General features: G+C 67.4%; 18 protein-coding genes. 4 read left to right on the plus strand and 14 right to left on the minus strand.

Annotated features, from left to right (window positions below; translation table 11 throughout):
* Nucleotides 1-16: 16 nt before the first annotated feature.
* Nucleotides 17-1435 carry an MFS transporter gene (locus K8P10_RS15065; protein WP_224779695.1) on the minus strand — a complete coding sequence of 473 codons (1419 nt, stop codon included), beginning with the start codon at nt 1433-1435 and terminating at the stop codon, nt 17-19.
* A 57-nt stretch (nt 1436-1492) separates the two neighbouring features.
* On the opposite strand from K8P10_RS15065, the gene K8P10_RS15070 reads away from it, so the two are divergent.
* Both K8P10_RS15070 and K8P10_RS15075 read left to right on the plus strand, forming a co-directional pair.
* Nucleotides 1493-2131, plus strand: a complete 639-nt coding sequence (locus tag K8P10_RS15070; RefSeq protein WP_224779696.1) for a TetR/AcrR family transcriptional regulator — start codon at nt 1493-1495, stop codon at nt 2129-2131.
* Between the two features lie 4 nt (nt 2132-2135).
* Nucleotides 2136-2798 carry a CatA-like O-acetyltransferase gene (locus K8P10_RS15075; RefSeq protein ID WP_224779697.1) on the plus strand — a complete coding sequence of 221 codons (663 nt, stop codon included), beginning with the start codon at nt 2136-2138 and terminating at the stop codon, nt 2796-2798.
* Here the strand turns inward: K8P10_RS15075 and K8P10_RS15080 are convergent.
* Complete coding sequence (locus K8P10_RS15080) at nt 2732-4327, minus strand: glycosyltransferase (RefSeq protein ID WP_224781311.1); 1596 nt, start codon at nt 4325-4327, stop codon at nt 2732-2734. The two genes, K8P10_RS15075 and K8P10_RS15080, sit on opposite strands and share 67 nt — an antisense overlap.
* A gap of 465 nt (nt 4328-4792) precedes the next feature.
* Entirely contained in the window at nt 4793-5362 is a 570-nt protein-coding gene (locus K8P10_RS15085) for a DapH/DapD/GlmU-related protein (RefSeq protein ID WP_224779698.1), read from the minus strand.
* Between the two features lie 116 nt (nt 5363-5478).
* Between K8P10_RS15085 and K8P10_RS15090 the strand changes: the two genes are divergently transcribed.
* Together K8P10_RS15090 and K8P10_RS15095 are read left to right on the plus strand one after the other, a co-directional pair.
* On the plus strand, nt 5479-6687 hold the full coding sequence (locus tag K8P10_RS15090; RefSeq protein WP_224779699.1) for a Coenzyme F420 hydrogenase/dehydrogenase, beta subunit C-terminal domain: 1209 nt from the start codon (nt 5479-5481) through the stop codon (nt 6685-6687).
* The gene (locus K8P10_RS15095; protein WP_224779700.1) at nt 6684-7301 is read left to right on the plus strand and encodes a hypothetical protein; all 618 of its coding nucleotides are present in this window, start codon (nt 6684-6686) and stop codon (nt 7299-7301) included. Before K8P10_RS15090 ends, K8P10_RS15095 begins: the two co-directional genes overlap by 4 nt.
* Here the strand turns inward: K8P10_RS15095 and K8P10_RS15100 are convergent.
* The 11 genes from K8P10_RS15100 to K8P10_RS15150 all read right to left on the minus strand — a co-directional run bounded on the left by K8P10_RS15100 (nt 7261) and on the right by K8P10_RS15150 (nt 19877).
* Nucleotides 7261-8469, minus strand: a complete 1209-nt coding sequence (locus tag K8P10_RS15100) for a glycosyltransferase (protein WP_224779701.1) — start codon at nt 8467-8469, stop codon at nt 7261-7263. The two genes, K8P10_RS15095 and K8P10_RS15100, sit on opposite strands and share 41 nt — an antisense overlap.
* Nucleotides 8469-9371 (minus strand): hypothetical protein, encoded by a 903-nt coding sequence (locus K8P10_RS15105; protein WP_224779702.1) that lies wholly within the window; start codon nt 9369-9371, stop codon nt 8469-8471. The genes K8P10_RS15100 and K8P10_RS15105 overlap by 1 nt, the downstream gene beginning before the upstream one ends.
* Before the next feature lie 10 nt (nt 9372-9381).
* Nucleotides 9382-10491, minus strand: coding sequence for a Gfo/Idh/MocA family protein (locus tag K8P10_RS15110; protein WP_224779703.1), 1110 nt, complete (start codon nt 10489-10491; stop codon nt 9382-9384).
* Entirely contained in the window at nt 10488-11639 is a 1152-nt protein-coding gene (locus K8P10_RS15115; RefSeq protein ID WP_224779704.1) for a DUF1972 domain-containing protein, read from the minus strand. The genes K8P10_RS15110 and K8P10_RS15115 overlap by 4 nt, the downstream gene beginning before the upstream one ends.
* 6 nt (nt 11640-11645) lie before the next feature.
* On the minus strand, nt 11646-13088 hold the full coding sequence (locus K8P10_RS15120) for a bifunctional dTDP-4-dehydrorhamnose 3,5-epimerase family protein/NAD(P)-dependent oxidoreductase (RefSeq protein WP_224779705.1): 1443 nt from the start codon (nt 13086-13088) through the stop codon (nt 11646-11648).
* Entirely contained in the window at nt 13085-14095 is a 1011-nt protein-coding gene (rfbB, locus tag K8P10_RS15125; protein WP_224779706.1) for a dTDP-glucose 4,6-dehydratase, read from the minus strand. The genes K8P10_RS15120 and rfbB overlap by 4 nt, the downstream gene beginning before the upstream one ends.
* Nucleotides 14092-14961 (minus strand): glucose-1-phosphate thymidylyltransferase RfbA, encoded by an 870-nt coding sequence (gene rfbA / locus K8P10_RS15130; RefSeq protein WP_224779707.1) that lies wholly within the window; start codon nt 14959-14961, stop codon nt 14092-14094. Before rfbA ends, rfbB begins: the two co-directional genes overlap by 4 nt.
* 167 nt (nt 14962-15128) lie before the next feature.
* Nucleotides 15129-16496 carry a dihydrolipoamide acetyltransferase family protein gene (locus K8P10_RS15135; RefSeq protein WP_224779708.1) on the minus strand — a complete coding sequence of 456 codons (1368 nt, stop codon included), beginning with the start codon at nt 16494-16496 and terminating at the stop codon, nt 15129-15131.
* 27 nt (nt 16497-16523) lie between these two features.
* Nucleotides 16524-17552, minus strand: a complete 1029-nt coding sequence (locus tag K8P10_RS15140; protein WP_224779709.1) for an alpha-ketoacid dehydrogenase subunit beta — start codon at nt 17550-17552, stop codon at nt 16524-16526.
* Nucleotides 17549-18742 (minus strand): thiamine pyrophosphate-dependent enzyme, encoded by a 1194-nt coding sequence (locus tag K8P10_RS15145; protein ID WP_224779710.1) that lies wholly within the window; start codon nt 18740-18742, stop codon nt 17549-17551. Before K8P10_RS15145 ends, K8P10_RS15140 begins: the two co-directional genes overlap by 4 nt.
* Nucleotides 18743-18788: 46 nt before the next feature.
* Nucleotides 18789-19877: a histidinol-phosphate transaminase gene (locus K8P10_RS15150; RefSeq protein WP_224779711.1), complete on the minus strand. Its 1089-nt coding sequence runs from the start codon at nt 19875-19877 to the stop codon at nt 18789-18791.
* Nucleotides 19878-20086 lie beyond the last annotated feature (209 nt).

The raw sequence follows: 20086 nt of genomic DNA on the forward strand, positions 1-20086 counted from the left end.
CCGCGCAATGTCCATGTCAGTCGGTGACGCGTCGCGCGAGCAAGGCGCTGAAGAAGGCGAGCATTCCCGTGACGCTGAGAACAGCGAGCAGAGCGACGTGCAAGAGCTCCGAAGCGACATGAGCAATCGCGGCGCCCCCCAGGCCGGCGATGAGCGCTGTAGCCAGGGTCTGTGCGAGCTGTAGTGCGCTACTGACCTGCCCCTGCTCTTTGGGTGCAGCGAGTGAAAGCGTTTCGGTGGTTGACGCATTGAATGCGATGCCCATCCCCAGACCGCCGATCGCCCAGCCCACGATTGCGAACCACCAGGGCACGGTTGAACTCATGGCGGCGGCGATCCCCGTGGTTCCGAGGAGAAGGACGAGAGATCCGATGACGACACTCCGAGGCCGGCTGGCCTGCGATGCGTCCCACCGAGCTTGAATCAGTGAACCAGCCACCCAGGTCAGCGCGCCGACAGAAAGCCCGAGGCCGGCAACCGTGGCGTTCAGTCCTCGCACCTCTTGAAGCCCCAGAGGGAGAAAAGCTTCCGCACCAAAGTATGCGCCACAGAGGAGAGCGCGAATAACGACACCAGCTCCCAAGCCCGATCGTGCAGTCAGAGTGCCAGAAGGGGTCACTCTCCGCAGCGCTGGCACCGCGAGAGCGACTCCGACTCCGATGCCGATAAGCATGAGCAGGGGTCGCTCGAAGAGCAAGGCCTGTAGGAGGAGCGCGCTTCCGGCGGCGAGCTGAATAGCGCTCACCACGTGGCCTCTCCACCACCTTTGAGGTTTGACGGTGTGTGTTTCTGAGACCTCTCTCACCGGAGAACAAGTGACTCGCTGAAGTCCCGGCGCCGTGAGGAGGCTGGCGATTGCGGTGAGGGGGATGACCATCCCGAAGACCCATCGCCATCCGACAGCATCGGAAAGTATCCCCGCCACAGAAGGTCCGATAAGCGCGGGAATCGTCCAGGCGGAGGAGAGCAGTGCGTACATCCGTGAACGTAGCTTTTCGGGGTAGGACAAGCCAATCACGGTGTATGCGAGCACCATGAGCGCGCCCACTCCCCCTCCCTGCAGCACTCGACCCGCAATGAATAGCGGCCATGAACCAGCTAACCCGCTGACCGCGCAGCCCAGAACAAACGCTGTTACCCCGGCCCACATCGCCGGAACAGGTCCACGACGATCGGCGGAGCGCCCCGCAACTACCGTTCCCAGAACATTCGCCAACATGAGTGCGGCGAGCCCCCAACCGAACGCGCCCATCCCGTCGAGTTCTCTCGCGACAACCGGAAGAATCGTCGCCACACCGAGAGACTCGAAAGCGACCACTGCCACCGAAAGCAGAATCCCAATCGTCAGGGCTCGATACTCCCGGCCAAACACTCCCGGCGATTGAGCGGACTCGTTTCCGAAAGGTGAGCGACCCCGGGGGGTTCGTGTAGACATCGTGCACTCCTATTTATGTTCCGTGGCGAAACAATATAAATATACTAGGGTCGAAACATGGATAGTGAAATTGGCGAGCAGGGAAGGGGGCGCCCCCGCGACCCTCGCATCGACCTCGCGATCCGGTCCGCCGCATTAGCGGTCCTCGAGCAGAGCGGGTATTCACAACTCACATTGGAAGCAGTTGCGACGCAGGCCGGCACGAACAAACCGGCTCTACGGAGACGGTGGCGTTCCAAACAACACCTCGTCGTCGACGCTCTGCTGTCTCGTTTGGGATCAGCGCCGACGCCCGACACCGGTTGCACTCACTGCGACCTCATCCAGGGCATCAACACCTTGTCGCAAGGCTTCAACGACGGCAATCTCGGCAAAGTACTCCCGGCACTGGTCGCGGATCTCGATAACGATCCCGCTCTTCGTGAGGAGTTCTTCACGAAGCTCTTCCATCCTCGGCGAGAGACTTCCGCACGTGCCCTGCGACGTGGCATCGACCGTGGGGAAATCCGGCCAGATGCCGACATCGAACTTGTCCTCGACCTCCTCGGCGCACCCGCGTACTATCGCGCACTCTTCGGCCATCTCCCGCTCCACGACGGGCTCGCCGAAGAAGTTGTTACTGCAGTACTTTCCGGGGTTGCGACCGAACAGTGGCGAGGACATCATGAGCAATGGTCACCAAAACAGAAGGACTAGCGTCGTGGACAAAACGGACCTCATCGACATCGACCTCACCGCATGGCCCCGCCGTCAACACTTCGAGCACTACCTCAACGTTGTACCATGCACCTACGCGATAACCGTCGAACTCGATGTGACGAACTTCGTCGACGCCGTGCGCTCATCCGGGCGGCGAACATACGTCGCCCAGATATGGGCCATTGCCCACGTGGTCAACCGGCACGACGAGTTCAAGATGGCACTCACCGATTCCCACCGTCCGGCCGTCTGGTCGACAGTGCATCCCTCGTTCACGGTGTTCGATGCTTCACGGGAGACGTTCGCCAGTGTCTGGGTCCCCTACGACTCAGACTTCCCCACCTTCCACGACGCCGCTACGCACGTCATCGCAAAGTACGCGTCTGCCACTGACCTGTTTCCGCAGGGGCCGCCGCCACGCAACGCATTCGACGTGTCGAGCTTGCCATGGACCAACTTCACCGGCTTCACCATCAACGTCGACCCGAAAGCGAACCATCTCGCTCCGATCTTCACCCTCGGTCGATACGTTGAACGCGACGATCGCACGCTCCTCCCCCTGGCCATCCAAGTGCATCACGCTGCGGCGGACGGGTTTCATACCGCACGACTGGTCACTGAGCTTCGGGATCTCCTCGATGACCCCTCATGGCTGGAGGCATAACGACAGACGCAGAAACGCGTCGGGGAAAGATGGGGCACGTCCCCTACGTTTCGTGTCACATCATGAACTGGCGCTGCTGAATTTGCGGACTCGCCGACCTTGTCGTGGAACGATAGCTGCGACCACACATGAAATTTTGTTCGGTTGAAATGTGCCTGTCGGCTCGAGTTCTGCGTTAGCCTGCCCTTGCGTGCCTTCGTGGCTTTCTGCTGCTTCACGGCGTCAGTGGCAGGGTGTCCCTGAGCGACGTCGGCGCGCATCCTCGTCTCGATGTGCCGCTCATTGTGGCCCTGGCGTTCGAGTTCCGAGGCGGACGGGATGCGGCGCTCCGCCGAGTCGTAAGCGAGTCCGCTGTCGTCCCGAGTCGCCTCGGGACGGTGACTCAATCGCTCCGCCTCAGCGGTCGCCTGTGCGCGATCCTCGGGGTCGGGCCCGTGGGTCGTCGCGGCCGCCGCGCGACCGGATTCAACGTCGAGTCGTTCGCTCTCGGTCATCAGGCGGGCCGCCTCTTCACGTTCCGCAGCTTCCCGCTGGCGCTCCTGAGCTGCGAGCTGTTCGCTGCGTTCGGCCTCCATGCGGGCCAGGTGCTCGCGTACCCGGTCCGGGTCGGCGTCGAGCTGATCTGTGTCGATCCCGTACCTGGTGCGCAGCTCACTATCCGTCCAGGTTCGCGCCTGGGCTGCGGTGGGCTCTTGCTCTTCCCGAGCGAGAGCGGTGCCGCCAAGTCCCTTGGCGATCAGCAGGCGTTGTCCGCGGCGGCGGGCGGCAGTGACCAGGGCGCGGCCACGAGCTGCCGCGTCACCCTGAGCCATTGAGCCGAACCCTGCGTAGATGAACGGCCCGTCATCGATAAACTCGGCGATCGCCGGATCGAGTTCTGTGGATGCGGTCGGCCTTGACCAAGGTCCGGTGAGGTGCACGCGCTGGGGCCAGTCATGCGGGCGGTGAAGCAGCTCCGGACTGACAGGTATCAGAGTTGCGGCGGGTGACCCCGCCAACTGGTCATTGCGGAGTCCAAGCGCACGTCTCGCCTCCTTCAATGGTCCACGAAATAGTGACGACGCGGCCGAGGCGCTGAGGTAGGTCAGCCAATTGAGGGGGCCGAGGTTTCGTGACACCGTTCCGACAGCAGGGAACTCCCGCGTGGGTGTCATTGTGGGCACGAGTTCAGCGAGAACAAACGGGATGTCGAGCGCCTCAGCTATCAACGGCGCCGAGAGAATCCTCGGATGCGCCACGATGACGTCTGGGCGAAAGGCGAGGGCGGTCTCTACTGCGCCCATGATGACGCCCCGCATCAGAGGCTGCACCGTCGTACGGTACGAACGCATCGCAGCAATCGGAGAAACCCCTTGCGATTCAATCACCGCAGAGTAATCCACGCCAAGGCTCACGAGATCAACCCCATCTGCGGCTACGCCGGAGTGCTCAGGCGCGGCAACCTGCACCTGATCTCCGCGAGCAGTGACCGCAGCGGCGAGAGCGATGAACGGTTCTACGTCACCTCGTGATCCCGCGGTCAGCAGCATGACTTTCACAGGTCACCTCCGGGGATCGCGTCATCGAGCGTGTTATGCACCCATCATGCCCCTGGTTGATTCCGCACCGATAACGATCGTTTCCGGCGCGGTCCCTCACGGACTCTTGCGACGCAGTACGATGCGGAAGCTGCTGCCGATCTGTGGGGCATTCCCGGAATGATCACCGACGACCGGTACTCCGGCATCTTGGAATCACCCGAGCCAATGATCGAGGGACTGAAACAGCCCTACCCTCTCTGCAAGCGACTCGGGCTCCGATCGGTGGGGTACGAACTCCGCGAGGAGAAGCTGCAAGCCCTGACCAAGGAGAAGGGCCTCGACCTCACACCGCTGAACGAACAAGTCACCCTACGACCGCGCGGACATCGCCCGTTTGCGGCTCGCTCATCGCTCGTACGGGATGCGGGAGAACTCAAAGCCCGTTCGCGTTCAAGACGGTCAGGCTGCTCGCGCCTACGCGCGTGCACCTCGCCGTGAGTCAGAGCGTGGTGATGTTCGTGCCGGAGTGGCGCTCGCGACCGGCAGATCCCGTTTCTTCTCCGCCGGCACGCCGCCGTACAGCGCATTGGGTTCGCAGTCGCGGGTCAGCACGGCACCGGCCGCGACGATGGTCCCGTCACCGATCGTGACTCCGGGCAGGATCGTCACGTTCGCGCCGATCCAGCAGCCCGCTCCGATCGTCACCGGGGCCGTCACGAGGGCCCCGGCACGGGCCCCGCTCGGCCCCACCTCGTGCGTCGATGTGCTGACCGTGACGCGCATCGCCAAGTACGCGCGCGGGCCGATCGTGATCGGAGCGTGCGTCGAGAACATGCACCCCGTATTGATGAACGCCCCCGCTCCGACGGTGAGACGCCGACTTCCGATCCACACCCCTGGCGAGATGGTGCAGGGGGCGACGTCGGCCCCGTAGGCTCGCAGCAATCTCCACCGGAGCGGAACCGGCACCAGCGACGAGCTGACGACCGTGTTGAGCACGATGTTGCGCCACAGGCCGGGCCACCAGGATCGAAGTCGCGACATGGCGTCAGTGTACTCCGGACGGGGCTCACTCCCGCGGAATCGTGCGGGAGGACCCGCCGCACGCGATAGGGTGGCAGGGAGGGAGAACGGGCTCCCGACGCAGGGGAGACGACGCAGTGAAAACGGTCCGAGAGCAGGTGGCGAAGGTGCTGGCCGCCGACGCGTGCTCGGGCTGCGGAGTGTGCACGACCCTCGACCGCGGACTCGTCATGGAACTCGACGACGCCGGTTACGTGCGGCCCGCCCCCACAGGCCCACTCGACGAGACGGATGGCGCCGCCAAGTCTTTCTCGCGCGTCTGCCCCGGCCGGCAGGTAGCCGCCCAGCGGCCCGCAAGAAGCTTGCGGCACCCGCTGCTCGGATCGTACTTCGCCGTGTGGGAGGCGTGGGCCGTGGATCCCGAGATCCGGCACCGGGCGAGCAGCGGAGGAGCGCTCACCGCGATCCAGGGGTGGCTGCTCGAGTCGGGGCTCGCGACGCAGGTCTCGACCGCCGCCCCAGACACTGCACGACCCGTGCGCACGGTCCCCGTTCGCATCATGTCGAAGGAGGAGGCCCTCGCTTCAGCCGGATCGCGCTACGCACCTGTCGCCGTCGGGCAGCTCGCGACGTCCGATCCCGCGCACGCCATCACCGCCAAGCCCTGCGAGGTTGCCGCCGTGCGCGCCATGACCGGGACGGGCGGCGATGCGCCGATCCTCCTCTCCTTCTTCTGCGCCGGCACCCCGAGCCAGCACGCGACGGAACAGCTCGTACGCGATCTCGGCGGCCCGGAGCCCGACGGCATCACCGACCTCTGGTACCGGGGCCGCGGTTGGCCAGGACGCTTCACCGCTGTGTCGGCCGGCGGCGAGGTGAGCACCGACTACGACAGTTCCTGGGGTCGCGCACTGGGGCCGACCACGCAGTGGCGCTGCAAGATCTGCCCGGACGGGGTCGGCGAGTCGGCAGACATCGCCGCCGCCGACTCGTGGGAAACGGACGACCGGGGGTATCCGACGTTCGGCGAGCGAGAGGGGCGGAGCGCGCTCATCGCGCGGACCGAGCGGGGCCTCGCGATCATTCGCGCCGCGCAGGCCGCAGGGGTGATCGGACTGCGTCCACTCGATCCGGAGCAGCTCGCGGGTGCCCAGCCCCTCCAGACCTCCCGGCGGCAATACCTCGCCGCCCGACTCTGGGGCGCGCGACTCGGCGGGCGGGCCGTGCCCCGATACCGGGGTTTCCGCCTCTTCCGCCTCTCAGCCGAGCACCCGCGTCTCGCGCTGCGCACGCTGCGCGGAACGCTTCGACGGCTCAGGGCAGCGCAACACAGGAGGCACGAATGACGGGTTCGATTCTCTTCGTGTGCGCGGCCAACGTCTGCCGTTCACCGCTCATGCACTACACGTTCCTCGGTACCGCAGGTCACCCCGACTGGTCGGTATCGAGTGCGGGGGTGTCTGCTCGCACCGGCGCTCGCATGTGCGAGATCGCCCGGTCGGAGGTGCGCGACCCCCGGTCGAAGTCTCTCGCGGAGCAGCACCACTCGGCTCTCGTCGACGAGGCGGCCATTCAGTCGGATCTCGTGATCGTGGCTTCGCGCGCCGAACGCGCGGTGCTCGCCAAGCGCGATCCTGAACTGCGTTCGCGCGTCTTCACGCTGCCGGAGGCCGTGCTCCTCGGACGGATCGTGGCGGCGGAGCGGAACGGAGCTACCGACTTCGACGCGTCCATCAGTGACTACGCCCAGAGTTTGGACGCGCAACGCGGCATGCTCGTCTTCCCCCGCCCCCAGCGCGAGCACAGATGGTTCGGGGCTGCCGCGTCAAGCCACCCGCTCGATATCCCCGACGATCACCACCGGAGGCGAGGCCCCCACCGGGCTACGCTCAAACGGGTCCGCCTGGAGACAGAAGAGTTCACCGCCCAGTTGCTGGCTGCGACCGGTTCGGGAGAGTGACCGGCCGCCGCGCGGGGACCATTCCCTCCGCGACCTCGACGAACCGCGCCCGGAATGCCGAGGGATCATGGCGCTTCCGAGCGAGCTCCGCATCTGCAAGCGCTGCCACCCGCATGGTCTGCCACCTCGTGATCACGTTCTCGAGAGCGATCGCGAGCGCCGCAGCGTCGTCGACGGGGATCCGGATCGCCGAGGAGAACCCTGCCGATGCCTCGCGGAGCCCCGAGTGGTCGGCGACGATGACCGGTCGGCCGCTGAGCAGCGCCTCGACGACCACATTGCCGAACGACTCGTCGGCACGTGAGGGCACGACGGCGACGTCGGCTGCGGCGAGCTCCGGCCAGACGCTCGGTCGGAAGCCGATGAAGCGGACCCGGTCACCGCACCCGACCTCCTCGGCTCGACGCCGAAGCTCCTCCTCGTACCATTCGTACCCGGGGAAGACGTCGCCGACGAGGTCGACTGCGATGTCGAGGTCGCGCTCGCGCATCAGTCCTGCCGCGTCCACGACGACGTCGACGCCCTTTCGCGGCGAGAGACGCCCGACGTACACCACGCGCAGGGGTCCGACGATGTCCTGCCGCGGCGGCGGCGCCTCAGCCGGGGCAGCGACGCCGTTGACCACGGTTGCGGCCCGCCGCATCCGTTCGAGGGCGGGGGCGCGCGACGCCTTCCGGCTCGTCTCGGAGTTGTAGATCGCACCGCTCGCCCATCGGAGGGGTGCCCTGAGCAGCGCGCGCGCCCCGGGATGGAGCGAAGCCTCGGCCTCGTGGACGTAGACGATGACCGGCACCCGGCGGGTACGGGCCGCGAGCGTCCAGAACGGGATCGTCAGCGTGTTCTCCAGCACGAACCTGGGCCGGACTTCGGCGATGAGCCGGCGCATCCGCGGCAGGTCGACCACGATGCGTCGGATGAGTCCGAGCATTCCGCGCGGTCGTAGCATGCTCTTCCGGATCACCGGCACCGCGAGGACGCGCACCTCGGCCCCCGCATCCCGCATTGCGCGGATCAGCGGCCCCTCGACCGAACAGGTGACCACCACGCGATAACCACTGCCGATCAGGGCGTGGGCCGCTTCCAGCACCATGCGGTCCGAGCCGTAGAGATCGGCAGACGGGTTCGCGATGAGCACGGTCGCCGGCCCATCGCCCGGCGGGGGGCGCATCACTCCCTCGCCGACAGCAGCGGCCAGTACTCCTCGACGAGGTGCACCGTGGACGCGATGTGCTCGCGGCTGGAGGCGCCGAACACGATCGATTCGAGATTCGGCAACCCGCAGACCCACTCGATGGCTTCGCGCGGCGGGATCGCACCGCTCGCGAATACGGACATGGCGACGGCGCGGAACGGACGCACGCGCATCGCGTCGAGGTACCCGTCAACTCCTCCCGACATGCGGAACCCGAGCTTGTTGATGTTCGCGCACACGATCGGGTTCTCCACACCAACACTGTCGAGGTCATCGAGTAGTCTCGGGAGGTTCATCGTGATGAACCCCGGTTCCGCCCCGTAGCGATCGCGCACGTAGTCGGCGAAGATGCGCAGAGCCTCGGTGAACCCGAGGCCCGAGAGCAGGTCGACGACGACGTTCTGCAGCCAGATCACCGGTGTCGAGAGTCCGGAGAACATCTTGAGCTCCGCATCGATGAGCAGCGTGGTGACCCCCTCGATGTCCTTCTTCGCGAACGAGGACGTGCCGCGCATCACGCTGTCGAGCAGGCCGTCGTCCGGCAGGAACTTCCGCACGGCACCGAGAAAGCCGTCCTCCGTCACCGCGTTCGCGTACTTGTGGGCGTATGGCATGCACGGGAAGAACTGGAGGCCCGCATACCGCTCGGGCGCTGCCCGCACGCGATCGGCGATCTCCGAGATCCGGTCGTGGGTGGTACACATGAACGTGCGCACCCCCTCGTCGTAGGCACCGTCGATCACCTGCATGATCGAGTCCAGATCCTGGAATCGCATCTGCTGCGCACGGGCCTTCTCCTCGGACATGTGGTTCACGCCGAAGAACTGGTTGTCGCCGAACAGCAACCGATCCATCGTCTGCGTCGTCAGAGCGCTCATGATCCTGTCCTCACCTCTCCCCGCGCAGCGCGCTGAACGCCGACGCGAATCGTCCCCGCCGTACCGGCGCCGCAACGGGCACCCGGTCCGTCGCGAGGCGCGCGTCCTCGCGGACGGCGTCCTCGCCGATCATCGAAATGACCCGGTCGGTGAGGGCGGCCGACGGGAAGTCGTTCATCCCGGTCACCTCCCGGTCTCGCACTCGCCGCACGAAGTGATCGAGCTGGGCGCTGTACTCCTCACCCCTCAGGTAGAACCACGGTGTCTCGGTGAGATCCGTGGTGTACCTGACGTTCCACCCGGCGCGGTACCCCTCGGGGATGGGCGCGGTCTCCCTGAGATAGACCTGCACCTCCTGCCGGTCGGCGAAGATGCGGCCGTGCGGACCCCAGAGGGAGATCTTCGTCGTCATCTTGCGCTGCGACTCGTCCGACCAGTTGGCGACGACCTGCGCGGTGCCCTTCGAGTAGTGCAGAGTACTGGCGACCGCATCGTCGATCTGCGCCGAGAAGATGCTCGTGAGCTGACTGCCGCTCACCGACTCGGGTTGCCCGAGGTACCACGAGAGCAGATCGAGGGGGTGCGCAGCATAGTCGTAGAGGCACCCGCCGCCCGTGGCGCGCTGACTGCGCCAGGTGCGGCCGGCTGGCTTCAGCACGACGGGCCCGTACGCCTCGGCGAGCGCGGTGCTCACGGTGCCGATGGCGCCGAGCTCGAGCAGCCGCTTCACCTCTCGGAACGCGCCGACGAACCTGTTGTGGTACCCCACCTGCGTGACTATGCGGCGCGATGCGGCGAGCGCAGCGATCTCGGCGCTCTCAGCGGGATCGATGACGAGCGGCTTCTCGCAGAACACGTCGATCCCCCGCTCGAGGGCTGCACGGATCATGCCGGCGTGGAGGTGCGTCGGGGTCGCGACGATGATCGCCTGGGGCTTCGCCTCATCCAGCATCCGGGTGAGATCCTTGTAGGTCGCGACGCCTGTGTACTTCGCAAGGAGGTCGAGCAGATAGCCGGTGGCGTCACAGACTCCGACGAGATTGACCTCGGGGTGCGCGCGCACCATCGCCAGGTGGGAGAGCCCCATCTTCCCGAGCCCCACTACTGCCACATCGATCATGAGATCGCCTCCTTCGCGTGTCGCGCGTATGCCGGGTGCCTGCCGATGGCGGCGTGGAGCGCCCGTTCGTACTGGTCGCCGATGCTCTCCCAGGTGAACTCCTCGAGGTGCCTGGCGCGGCTCGCCTCGCCCATCGTCCGGCGCAACTCCGCGTCCGGGAGCAGCTCGTCGAGGAGTGTCGAGAGATCGTCGGCGTCGGTGAAGTAGGCGTTCTCGGGGCCCGCCACCCAGCGGTTGTAGGCGTTGCCGTGCGCGATCACCGGGTTGCCCGCGGCCATCGCCTCGACGAGTGACGGGTTCGTGCCCCCGACGGTGTGCCCGTGCAGGTACGCGGCGGCGTGGAACCGCAGGGAGCGGGTGCGCTCCGGTTCGAAGACGGCTCCGGGGAACCGCACCTCGTCGGACGCGGCGGCCTTCACCGCGACATGGTAGGGATCTTCGTCGCCGAACGGGCCGACCACGACGAGGGGCATCCCCCGCCGCTTCCGCGACCACGCCGTCACGATCTCGAGCACCGAGTTCTCGGGGATCGGCCGGCACACCACGATGCCGTACTCCCCCGGCGTGAGCCCCAGCTCCTCCACCGGGCCCGTCCCCGCCTCGTGCACCGCGTGCGCTCCGTACGTGATGGTCTGCACGCGACGGCGGCCGAAATGGCGGCGGAGGTAGGACGCGATGACGGGGTGATCGGCGATGAGCACGTCGCCGACGCAGCCGGCGATGCGCTCGTTCGCGAGCAGGATCGCCTGCTTCACCACCCCCCAGCGCCGCCTGGTCCACTCCATGCCGTCCATGTTGATGACGTTCGGGATCCCGCGGAGCCTCGGCACGATGTCGTACAGCCCTGTGTTGTAGCCGAACGTCAGCCAGACATCTCCCGGTCGATGCGCCCGCATGGCGTGCCTGATCGATGTCAGATCGAACGCCGACGTGCCGCGCCAACCGTCGCGCGGTTCTCGGATCAGCACTCGTTGCACGCCCTGCCACTCGTCGATCTCAGTGGGTCCGCGCCCCGGCAGCTGGCAGTAGACCACGACGTTCCATCCCTGGTCGCGCAAATGGAATCCGATGTTCTCGGCTGCCGTCTCGAAACCGCCGTAGGCTGCGGGAACGCCGTGGGTGCCGAGTATGCGTACGGTGGGAGCCACGATGGTTCAGCCTTCCTGTCCGGTGCCAGCCGGTGCGGCGATGAGCGGTTCGAGGTAGTCCGCCAGCGAGTCCGCGGCGTCGCGCGGCGCGAACCCGGTCGCGCTGATCCGGTCGAGCGACAGCAGGCTGTTCCGCGGCCTGGGAGCGGCCTGCTTGCCACCGAAGTAGTACTCGGTCGAGACACCGGTGACCCTCGCCGGGTCGTGTCCGAGCAGTGCGAAGACGCTCCGGGCGATGTCTGCCCAGCTGCTGGGCGCCCCTGACCCGGTGACCTGATAGATCCCCCTGGCCGGACGCGCACCGAGGAGATACCGGATCGCGGCGGCGAGGTCCGCGGCGAAGGTGAGTCGGCCCACCTGATCGTCGACGACGGAGGGATCGACTCCGCACTCGGCGAGCTTCGCCATCGTGCTGACGAAGTTGTCGCCGTCCCCGACCACCCAGCTCGTGCGCACGATGTAGTGGTCGGCGAGCAGCCCGACGAGCGATTCCCCGGCGGCCTTCGTCTGCCCGTAGACCCCGAGCGGCGCGACCGGGTCGGTCTCCGCGTACGGTCCGCTCTTCATCCCGTCGAACACGTAGTCGCTCGAGACGTGCACGAGGGTCAGGCGGTGACGGGCCGTCAGCGCGACGAGTTCGGCCAGACCCGTCACGTTCACGGCCCAGCACTCGGCGCGGCCCTCCGGGGTTTCAGCCGCGTCGACCGCCGTGTAGGCGGCGGCGTTGATCACGGTGTCGTAGTCGCTCCAGCGCACCGCGTCGAGCGTCGCCGGGTCGCGCAGATCGATGCGGGAGCGCCCCGCGAAGTCGGCGTCGGGCATCTCGCTCTGCAGCGCGCGACCGAGTTGACCGTCGGCACCGAGCACGAGCGTGCGCCTCGGTCGCATCGGCGTGACCTCGCCGAGTCGGGGGTGCCCGAGGTCGCGCACGGAGCGCTCAGTGTGCTCCAGTGGGATCGGCCAGGCGATCCCTGCGGTCTCGTCCGCAAGATTCACGAACGTGTACGCCGCCTGCGCCTCCGCGCTCCAGTGCTCGTTCACGAGATAGACGTACGCGGTGCCGTCCTCCAGCGTCTGGTAGGCGTTGCCGACCCCCCGCGGCACGAAGACTGCGGTCGACGGGTCGAGCTCTGCGGTCACGACCGTACCGAACGAGTCCCCCTCCCGCAGGTCTACCCATGCCCCGAAGATCCGCCCCGCCGCGACCGACACGTACTTGTCCCACGGTTCGGCGTGGATGCCACGGGTGGTTCCGCGCATCGCATTGAAGGAGATGTTGTTCTGCACGGGCCCGAAGTCGGGCAGGCCGAGCGCCACCATCTTCTCCCGCTGCCAGTTCTCCTTGAACCAGCCGCGATTGTCGCCGTGCACGGGGAGGTCCACGATCCGCAGCCCGGGGATGGCGGTCTCGCGGAGCGCGAGCTTCCGAGGTGTCTGACCGGCGTTCATCGCTGCAGCTCCCGCTCCCGATACTGCGCCTCGGTCGTCGCCTTCTGGGGCCGCCACCAGTTCTCGTGGTCGCGATACCAGTCGACGGTCGCGCGGATCCCTCGCTCGAAGTCGCTCATCACCGGCCGCCACCCGAGCTCCTCCTTGAGCTTCGTCCCGTCGATCGCGTAGCGGAGGTCGTGCCCCGCCCGGTCGGGGACCCGGTCGTAGGCGTCGATCCGCTCCCCCATCGTCGTGAGGATCAGCTCGAGCACCGATCGGTTGTCCCGTTCACCGTCCGCCCCGATGAGATAGGTCTCGCCGATCCTCCCTGCCTCGATGATGCGCAGCACCGCCGACGAGTGATCGTCGGCGTGGATCCAGTCCCGCACATTGCGTCCGTCGCCGTAGAGCCGGGGCCGCTCGCCGCAGAGCACATTCGTGATCTGCCGGGGAATGAATTTCTCGACGTGCTGCCTGGGCCCGTAGTTGTTCGAGCAGTTCGAGATGGTGGCCCTGACGCCGAAGGAGCGGACCCACGCCCGCACGAGCAGATCGCTCCCCGCCTTCGTCGAGGAGTACGGCGACGACGGGCGGTAGGGCGTCCGCTCGGTGAACCGAGCAGGGTCGTCGAGTTCGAGGTCGCCGTAGACCTCGTCGGTCGAGATGTGGTGGTAGCGCCGATCGTGCCGGCGTACGGCCTCGAGCAGCGCGAATGTCCCGCCGAGGTTGGTCTCCACGAACGGCTGCGGATCGCGCAACGAGTTGTCGTTGTGCGATTCTGCGGCGTAGTGCACGACGACATCAGCTCCGCTGACCAGCTCATCGACGAGTTCCGTGTCGCAGATGTCTCCCCGCACGACGCGCACGCGATGCGCCGGGAGACCGTCCAACGATGCCGCGTTGCCCGCGTAGGTGAACTTGTCGAGAACCGTCACCGTGGCATCAGTGTGCTCCATGAGGTAGTGCACGAAGTTGGAGCCGATGAACCCTGCCCCGCCCGTCACGAGGAACCGCTGCCCACTCATCGGGCGTCCCTCAGAAGCCGGAGGAGGTAGTTGCCGTATCCGCTCTTCACGAGCGGAGCGGCCAGATCGGCGAGCTGGGCGTCGTCGATCCATCCGTTGCGCCACGCGAGCTCCTCGACGCACCCGATCTTCAGGCCCTGCCGCTCCTCGATGACGCGCACGTAATCCGCGGCCTGCATCATCGACTCGAAGGTGCCGGTGTCGAGCCACGCCGTGCCGCGGTCGAGCACCTGCACCTGCAGCTTCCCTGCCCGCAGATAGTGCTCGTTCACGGCGGAGATCTCGAGTTCCCCCCGTTCGCTCGGCGTGATGCCCTTCGCGATCTCGACGACGTCGTTGTCGTAGAAGTACAGTCCTGGCACGGCGTAGTTGCTCTTCGGACGCTCCGGCTTCTCCTCGATCGAGAGCGCCCGGCCGGCCTCGTCGAACTCGACGACGCCGTACGCGCGGGGGTTCGCCACGTGATAGGCGAAGATCCGCGCCCCGTCGATGTCGGCGTGCTCCTGCAGAGCCGTACCCAGGCCGCTGCCGTGGAAGAGGTTGTCGCCGAGCACGAGCGCAGCGTCGTCCCCGTCCAAGAAGTCCTCCCCGATGACGAAGGCCTGCGCCAGGCCCTCGGGTGACGGCTGCACGGCGTACTCCAGCCGCATGCCCCACGCCGACCCGTCGCCGAGCAGTGCCCGGAACTGGGCGTGGTACTCGGGGGTCGTGATGACGAGCACCTCGCGGATCCCCGCGGCCATGAGCGTGCTCAGCGGGTAGAACACCATCGGCTTGTCGTACACGGGCATGAGCTGCTTCGAGATGCCGCGCGTGATCGGCCACAAGCGCGTGCCGGAACCACCGGCGAGAACAATGCCGCGCACGTCGTACCCCAATTCGTGAGACCGGTGTTCACCGATCAAGACCCCTGATGCCCGGTCGTCGATGAACCGAGCGATCTGATCGTCTCACGAGCGCTGCGCGCCGAATCGGGAGTTACGCAAATCCCACGTAGCCGGATTTTCCGCCCTTCGGGAGGCTCTCCACGCCTCTAGTCGAGCAGCAGCGCGGGCTCCTCGAGCACCGACGCGACGTCGGCGACGAAGCGAGACACGACGTCCCCGTCCACGATGCGGTGGTCGAACGAGCCGCCCACCGTCGTCACCATACGGGGGCGCACCTCGCCGTCGACGACCCACGGCTTCTCGCGGATCGTGCCCATCGCCATGATGCCGCACTCGCCGGGGTTCAGGATCGGCGTGCCGAAGTCCATGCCGAACACTCCGATGTTCGTGATCGTGATCGTGCCGTGCTGCATCTCGGCGGGCTGGGTGCGTCCATCGCGGGCGGTGATCGTGAGCTGCTCGATCGCGCGGGCGAGGTCGAGCAGGCTGAGATCCTGCGCGTCCTTGATGTTCGGCACGACGAGGCCGCGGGGGGTCGCCGCCGCGATGCCGAGGTTCACGAAGTGGTGGCGGATGATCTCGGTCTCGGTGAACGTCGAGTTCACCTCGGGACTGCGGCGCACGGCCCACAGCATCGCCTTCGCGAAGATGAGGAGCGGCGAAACCTTGACGCCCGCGAAGTCGGGCGAGCTCTTCAGCCGCTTGACGAACTCCATGGTGCGGGTGGCATCGACGTCCGTGAAGACGCTCACGTGCGGTGCTTCGAACGCGCTCTCGACCATCGCCTTCGCGATCTGCTTGCGCATGCCCTTGAGCGGCACGCGCTCTTCACGCGCAGGCGACGCCTCGGGCGTCGAGATGTTGCGGAAGAGGCTCGCCTGCGTCGCACCGCGCACGACGTCGTCGCGCAGGATCTCCCCGGCGATACCCGAGCCGTTCACCGCACTGAGGTCGACGCCGAGATCCTTCGCGAGCTTGCGGATCGGCGGCTTCGCAATGATCGGGGTGGCCTCGGCGACCGGGATCGGCGCCTGATGGATCGGCGATCCCGTGAGCAGCGGCTCGCCTCCGCGACGGCGGCGGCTCTTGACCGATCCGGCTGTGCCGTAACCGACGAGCACGGCTCCGCCCTCGTCCTCGGATTCGCGGGTGACGCTCGCGGTGGCGTCGGCGACGGCCTCGCGGGTCTCGGCGTCGCCCGCGGCGGCCGCGGCATCGTCTCCGACCTCGCCGACCGCCCCGGCACCGTCGCGCACGTCGGGTTCGCCGTCTTCACCGGTGCGCACGCGCAGGATCGGCTCCCCCACCGGCACCGTCTCGCCCACGGCGGCGATGAGTTCGGTCACGGTCCCCGTGAAGGGCGAGGGGAGCTCCACGAGCGACTTCGCGGTCTCGATCTCGCAGATCACCTGGTTGAGCTCGACGGCGTCACCCGGGGCGACGTGCCACGTGACGATCTCCGCTTCGGTGAGCCCCTCCCCGACGTCGGGAAGGGGGAACGTCATGTCGGTCATCGATGCTCCTCGGTGCTGGATTCTGTCTCAGTAGTGCATGGTGCGGTCGACGGCCTCGAGCACACGATCAGCGTCGGGCAGATAGACGCCCTCGAGCTTTGCCGGCGGGAAGGGCACGTCGTACCCGGAGACGCGGAGCACCGGTGCCTGCAGCGAGTAGAACGCGTGCTCACCGATGTGCGCCGCGATCTCACCGCCGACGCTCGCACCGCCCTGCGCCTCCTGCGCCACGACCACACGCCCCGTCTTCCGGACGGACGCGAGTAACGGCTCGTAGTCGATCGGCGAGACGCTCCGCAGGTCGACGACCTCGAGGCTCACCCCCTCCGACTGCGCGACCTCCGCCGCCTGGAGCAGCGTCGTCACCATGGCGCCGTGGCCGACGACGGTGACGTCGGTGCCCTCGCGCGCGACACGGGTCGCGTGCAGGGGCGCGGACGGGGCAGAGGGATCCACCTCGCCCTTCTGCCAGTACTTCGCCTTCGGCTCGAAGAACAGCACCGGATCGGGCGAGGCGATCGCCTGCTGGATCATCCAGTAGGCGTCGTTCGGCGTCGAGGGTGCGACGACCCGCAGACCCGGCGTGTGCGCGAAGTACGCCTCGGGGCTCTCCTGATGGTGCTCGACGGCGCCGATGTGCCCGCCGTATGGCACGCGGATCACGATCGGCATCGAGAGGGTGCCGTCGTGACGGCTCGTGATCTTCGCGAGCTGCGTCACGATCTGGTTGAAAGCCGGGAAGATGAAGCCGTCGAACTGGATCTCGAGCACGGGGCGGTACCCGTTCATCGCGAGGCCGATGGCGCTTCCGACAATGCCGGCCTCGGCGAGCGGGGTGTCGAGCACTCGAGCCGATCCGAAATCGGCCTGGAGCTTATCGGTCACCCGGAAGACGCCTCCGAGCGGGCCGATGTCCTCCCCCATGAGGATGACGCGGTCGTCGTCGGCCATCGCCGCACGCAAGCCCTCGTTGATGGCGCGCGCGAGCGGCAGTGTGGTGCGCTCGGTCAGGGTCGTGACGCCCGCTGGCGCCTCGGTCTCGGCGATCACGCTCATGCGCGCTCTCCATCCGTCTCGGCGAACGACGACTCGTAGCGGGCGAGCCACTCGCGCTGCTCCTCGATGCGCGGGTGGGGCTCGGAGTAGACGTGGGCGAACATCGAGTCGGCCTCGGGCTCGGGAAGCGTGAGGATCCCGTCGCGGATCGTCCGCGCCTCGGCGGTCGCCCACGCACGGGTCTCCTCGAAGAAGGCGTCCTCGACGCCGAGCGAACGCAGGTAGCCCTCGAATCGCGCGATCGGGTCACGCAGCTGCCACTCCTCGAGCTCGCCCGCCTCGCGGTACCGCGTCGGGTCGTCGCTCGTGGTGTGCGCACCGATCCGGTACGTGAGCGCCTCGATGTAGCCCGGCCCACCGCCGGTGCGGGCCTCGCGGAGGAAGCGTCGCCCCACCGCGAACGCGGCGAGCGGGTCGTTGCCGTCGATCTGCACGCTGCGCATGCCGAAGCCGAGCGCACGCCGGTACAGGGGGGTGCGCGACTGCCTGGTCACGGGAACCGAGATCGCCCAGCGGTTGTTCTGCACGACGAAGACCTCGGGGGTCTGGTAGCTGGCGGCGAAGATCAGCGACTCGTTAGCGTCGCCCTGGCTCGTCGTTCCGTCGCCGTAGAACACCATGGTCGCATCACCTGTCTCGATGGCGGGCTCACCGGCATCGAGTGATGTGCTTCCCGCGCGACGCTTCGCATCGAGCACCTGGCTGAGCGCGTACCCGGTCGCGTGCTGCGTCTGCGCCCCGAGCACGAGCGTGTAGAGGTGGAAGTTGCCGTGCGCGGGATCGGTGACGTCCCACCCGCCGTGCGTCAGACCGCGGAACTGCGCCGCGACGTCCAGCAGGTTCACTCCACGGACGTGAGCGACGAGGTGCTCGCGGTACGCGGGGAAGATGTGGTCCTGAGGTTCGGCGGCGCGGGCGAGGCCGACCTGGCAGCCCTCCTGCCCCACGCTCGGCACCCACAGCGCGAGCTGACCCTGCCGCTGCAAGTGCGTGCACTCGGTGTCGAACGCCCGCGTCATCACCATGTCGCGATACCACTGCCGCAGATCGTCCTCGGTCGCCGCGTCCAACTCCTGGGCGAACTCCGCCGCCGTCGCGGAGGGAGCGTACGCGCCGGCGTCGTCGAGGAACCGGACGGGCTCGGGGTCGCCGTCGGCCTGCGGTGCGGGGGGTATGAACTGCTCGGTCATCTCGACCCAGTGTAATCGGGGGTCATCGCGATGCCGGGATATGCGCTCACTCGCCCAGGAACGCCCCCACGATACGCAGCACCTCGTCGACGCTCTCGCGCTCTCCGACCGAGATGCGCACACCTTCGCCGGGGAACGGGCGCACCAGCGTCCCGCTCTCCGAGAACGCTGCAGCGAGCGCTGCCGTGTCGATGCCCCGCTCCCCCTCGGGGATCCAGATGAAGTTGCCCTGGGCCTGCGGCACGCGCACCCCGAGGTCCGCGAGTCCGGCGACGAGCGCGTCGCGCCTGGTCACGATCTCGGTGATCCGCTGGTCGTGCTCGGCCTGCGCTTCGGGGGTGAGTGAGGCGCGCGCTGCGACATCGGCGAGGCCGGTGACGGAGAGCGGGATCGCCGTGGTGGCGGCGGCGGACAGGATCGCGGGGTGCCCGACGGCGTAGCCGATGCGGAGCCCGGCGAGGCCGTAGGCCTTCGAGAACGTGCGGAGCACCACGAGGTTCGGGTACTCGGCGAGCACGTCCTCGCCGCGCACTGCCTCGGGGTCGGTCACGAACTCGCGGTACGCCTCGTCGAGTACGACGAGCGTCGTCGCGGGGACCCGCGCCATGAAGCGGTCGAAGTCCGCCCGGCGCACCGCCGGCCCGGTCGGGTTGTTGGGCGAGCAGACGAGGATCACGCGGGTGCGGTCGGTGATGGCATCGGCCATGGCGTCGAGGTCGTGCTCGGCCGCCCCGGTGAGTGGCACGCGCACGGCGCTCGCCCCTGAGGCGAGTCCGAGCGACGGGTACGCCTCGAAGCTCGGCCAGGCGTGCAGGTACTCGTCCCCCGTCGTCGCGGCGGCGTGGACGAGTTGGTAGAGGATCGCGACCGATCCCGCTGCCAGGTGGACGCGGTCGGCGGTCACCCCGAATTTGGCGGCGATCGACTCGCGGAGGTCGGGCATCGCGGCGGCCGCGTAGCGGTTGATGTCTGAACGCCCCTGGATCGCCGCGAGCACGCTGGGCAGCGGATCGAACGGGTTCTCGTTACTCGAGAGTTTGTAGCCGGGACGGGTCGGGGCGGCACCCTGCCGATAGGCGGGGACCGACAGGACATCGGCTCGCATCCGGACGGGCACGTCTTCGTGAACGCTCATGGTGTTCCAGTCTACCCACCCGGGCCTCCCCTCGCCCCCACGGGTTTCACATGGTGGGATCCCTGTTCCGCGACACGCACCTGCGAGCATTTCTGGCCTCCCATCGGCCTTTTTGATAAGAGCCGCCCGCCGAGTAACGATTGCACAACTGAACCGGGGGTTGGGGCCGCAAGTGCCTTTACTCGGCAGCACCCGTTCCGTATCGTGGC

This window comes from Leucobacter sp. Psy1 (assembly GCF_020096995.1).
In the GTDB taxonomy this organism is placed as follows: Bacteria; Actinomycetota; Actinomycetes; order Actinomycetales; family Microbacteriaceae; genus Leucobacter.

What these genes read in the sequence shown, in the direction of transcription:
- K8P10_RS15120 (WP_224779705.1), bottom strand. Translation starts at nt 13,088, where the DNA reads ATGAACGCCGGTCAGACACCTCGGAAGCTCGCGCTCCGCGAGACCGCC.
- K8P10_RS15110 (WP_224779703.1), bottom strand. Translation starts at nt 10,491, where the DNA reads ATGATCGATGTGGCAGTAGTGGGGCTCGGGAAGATGGGGCTCTCCCAC.
- K8P10_RS15070 (WP_224779696.1), top strand. Translation starts at nt 1,493, where the DNA reads ATGGATAGTGAAATTGGCGAGCAGGGAAGGGGGCGCCCCCGCGACCCT.
- K8P10_RS15085 (WP_224779698.1), bottom strand. Translation starts at nt 5,362, where the DNA reads ATGTCGCGACTTCGATCCTGGTGGCCCGGCCTGTGGCGCAACATCGTG.
- K8P10_RS15065 (WP_224779695.1), bottom strand. Translation starts at nt 1,435, where the DNA reads ATGTCTACACGAACCCCCCGGGGTCGCTCACCTTTCGGAAACGAGTCC.
- K8P10_RS15145 (WP_224779710.1), bottom strand. Translation starts at nt 18,742, where the DNA reads ATGACCGAGCAGTTCATACCCCCCGCACCGCAGGCCGACGGCGACCCC.
- rfbB (WP_224779706.1), bottom strand. Translation starts at nt 14,095, where the DNA reads ATGAGTGGGCAGCGGTTCCTCGTGACGGGCGGGGCAGGGTTCATCGGC.
- K8P10_RS15095 (WP_224779700.1), top strand. Translation starts at nt 6,684, where the DNA reads ATGACGGGTTCGATTCTCTTCGTGTGCGCGGCCAACGTCTGCCGTTCA.
- K8P10_RS15140 (WP_224779709.1), bottom strand. Translation starts at nt 17,552, where the DNA reads ATGAGCGTGATCGCCGAGACCGAGGCGCCAGCGGGCGTCACGACCCTG.
- K8P10_RS15135 (WP_224779708.1), bottom strand. Translation starts at nt 16,496, where the DNA reads ATGACCGACATGACGTTCCCCCTTCCCGACGTCGGGGAGGGGCTCACC.
- K8P10_RS15105 (WP_224779702.1), bottom strand. Translation starts at nt 9,371, where the DNA reads ATGAGCGCTCTGACGACGCAGACGATGGATCGGTTGCTGTTCGGCGAC.
- K8P10_RS15080 (WP_224781311.1), bottom strand. Translation starts at nt 4,327, where the DNA reads ATGCTGCTGACCGCGGGATCACGAGGTGACGTAGAACCGTTCATCGCT.
- K8P10_RS15100 (WP_224779701.1), bottom strand. Translation starts at nt 8,469, where the DNA reads ATGCGCCCCCCGCCGGGCGATGGGCCGGCGACCGTGCTCATCGCGAAC.
- K8P10_RS15150 (WP_224779711.1), bottom strand. Translation starts at nt 19,877, where the DNA reads ATGAGCGTTCACGAAGACGTGCCCGTCCGGATGCGAGCCGATGTCCTG.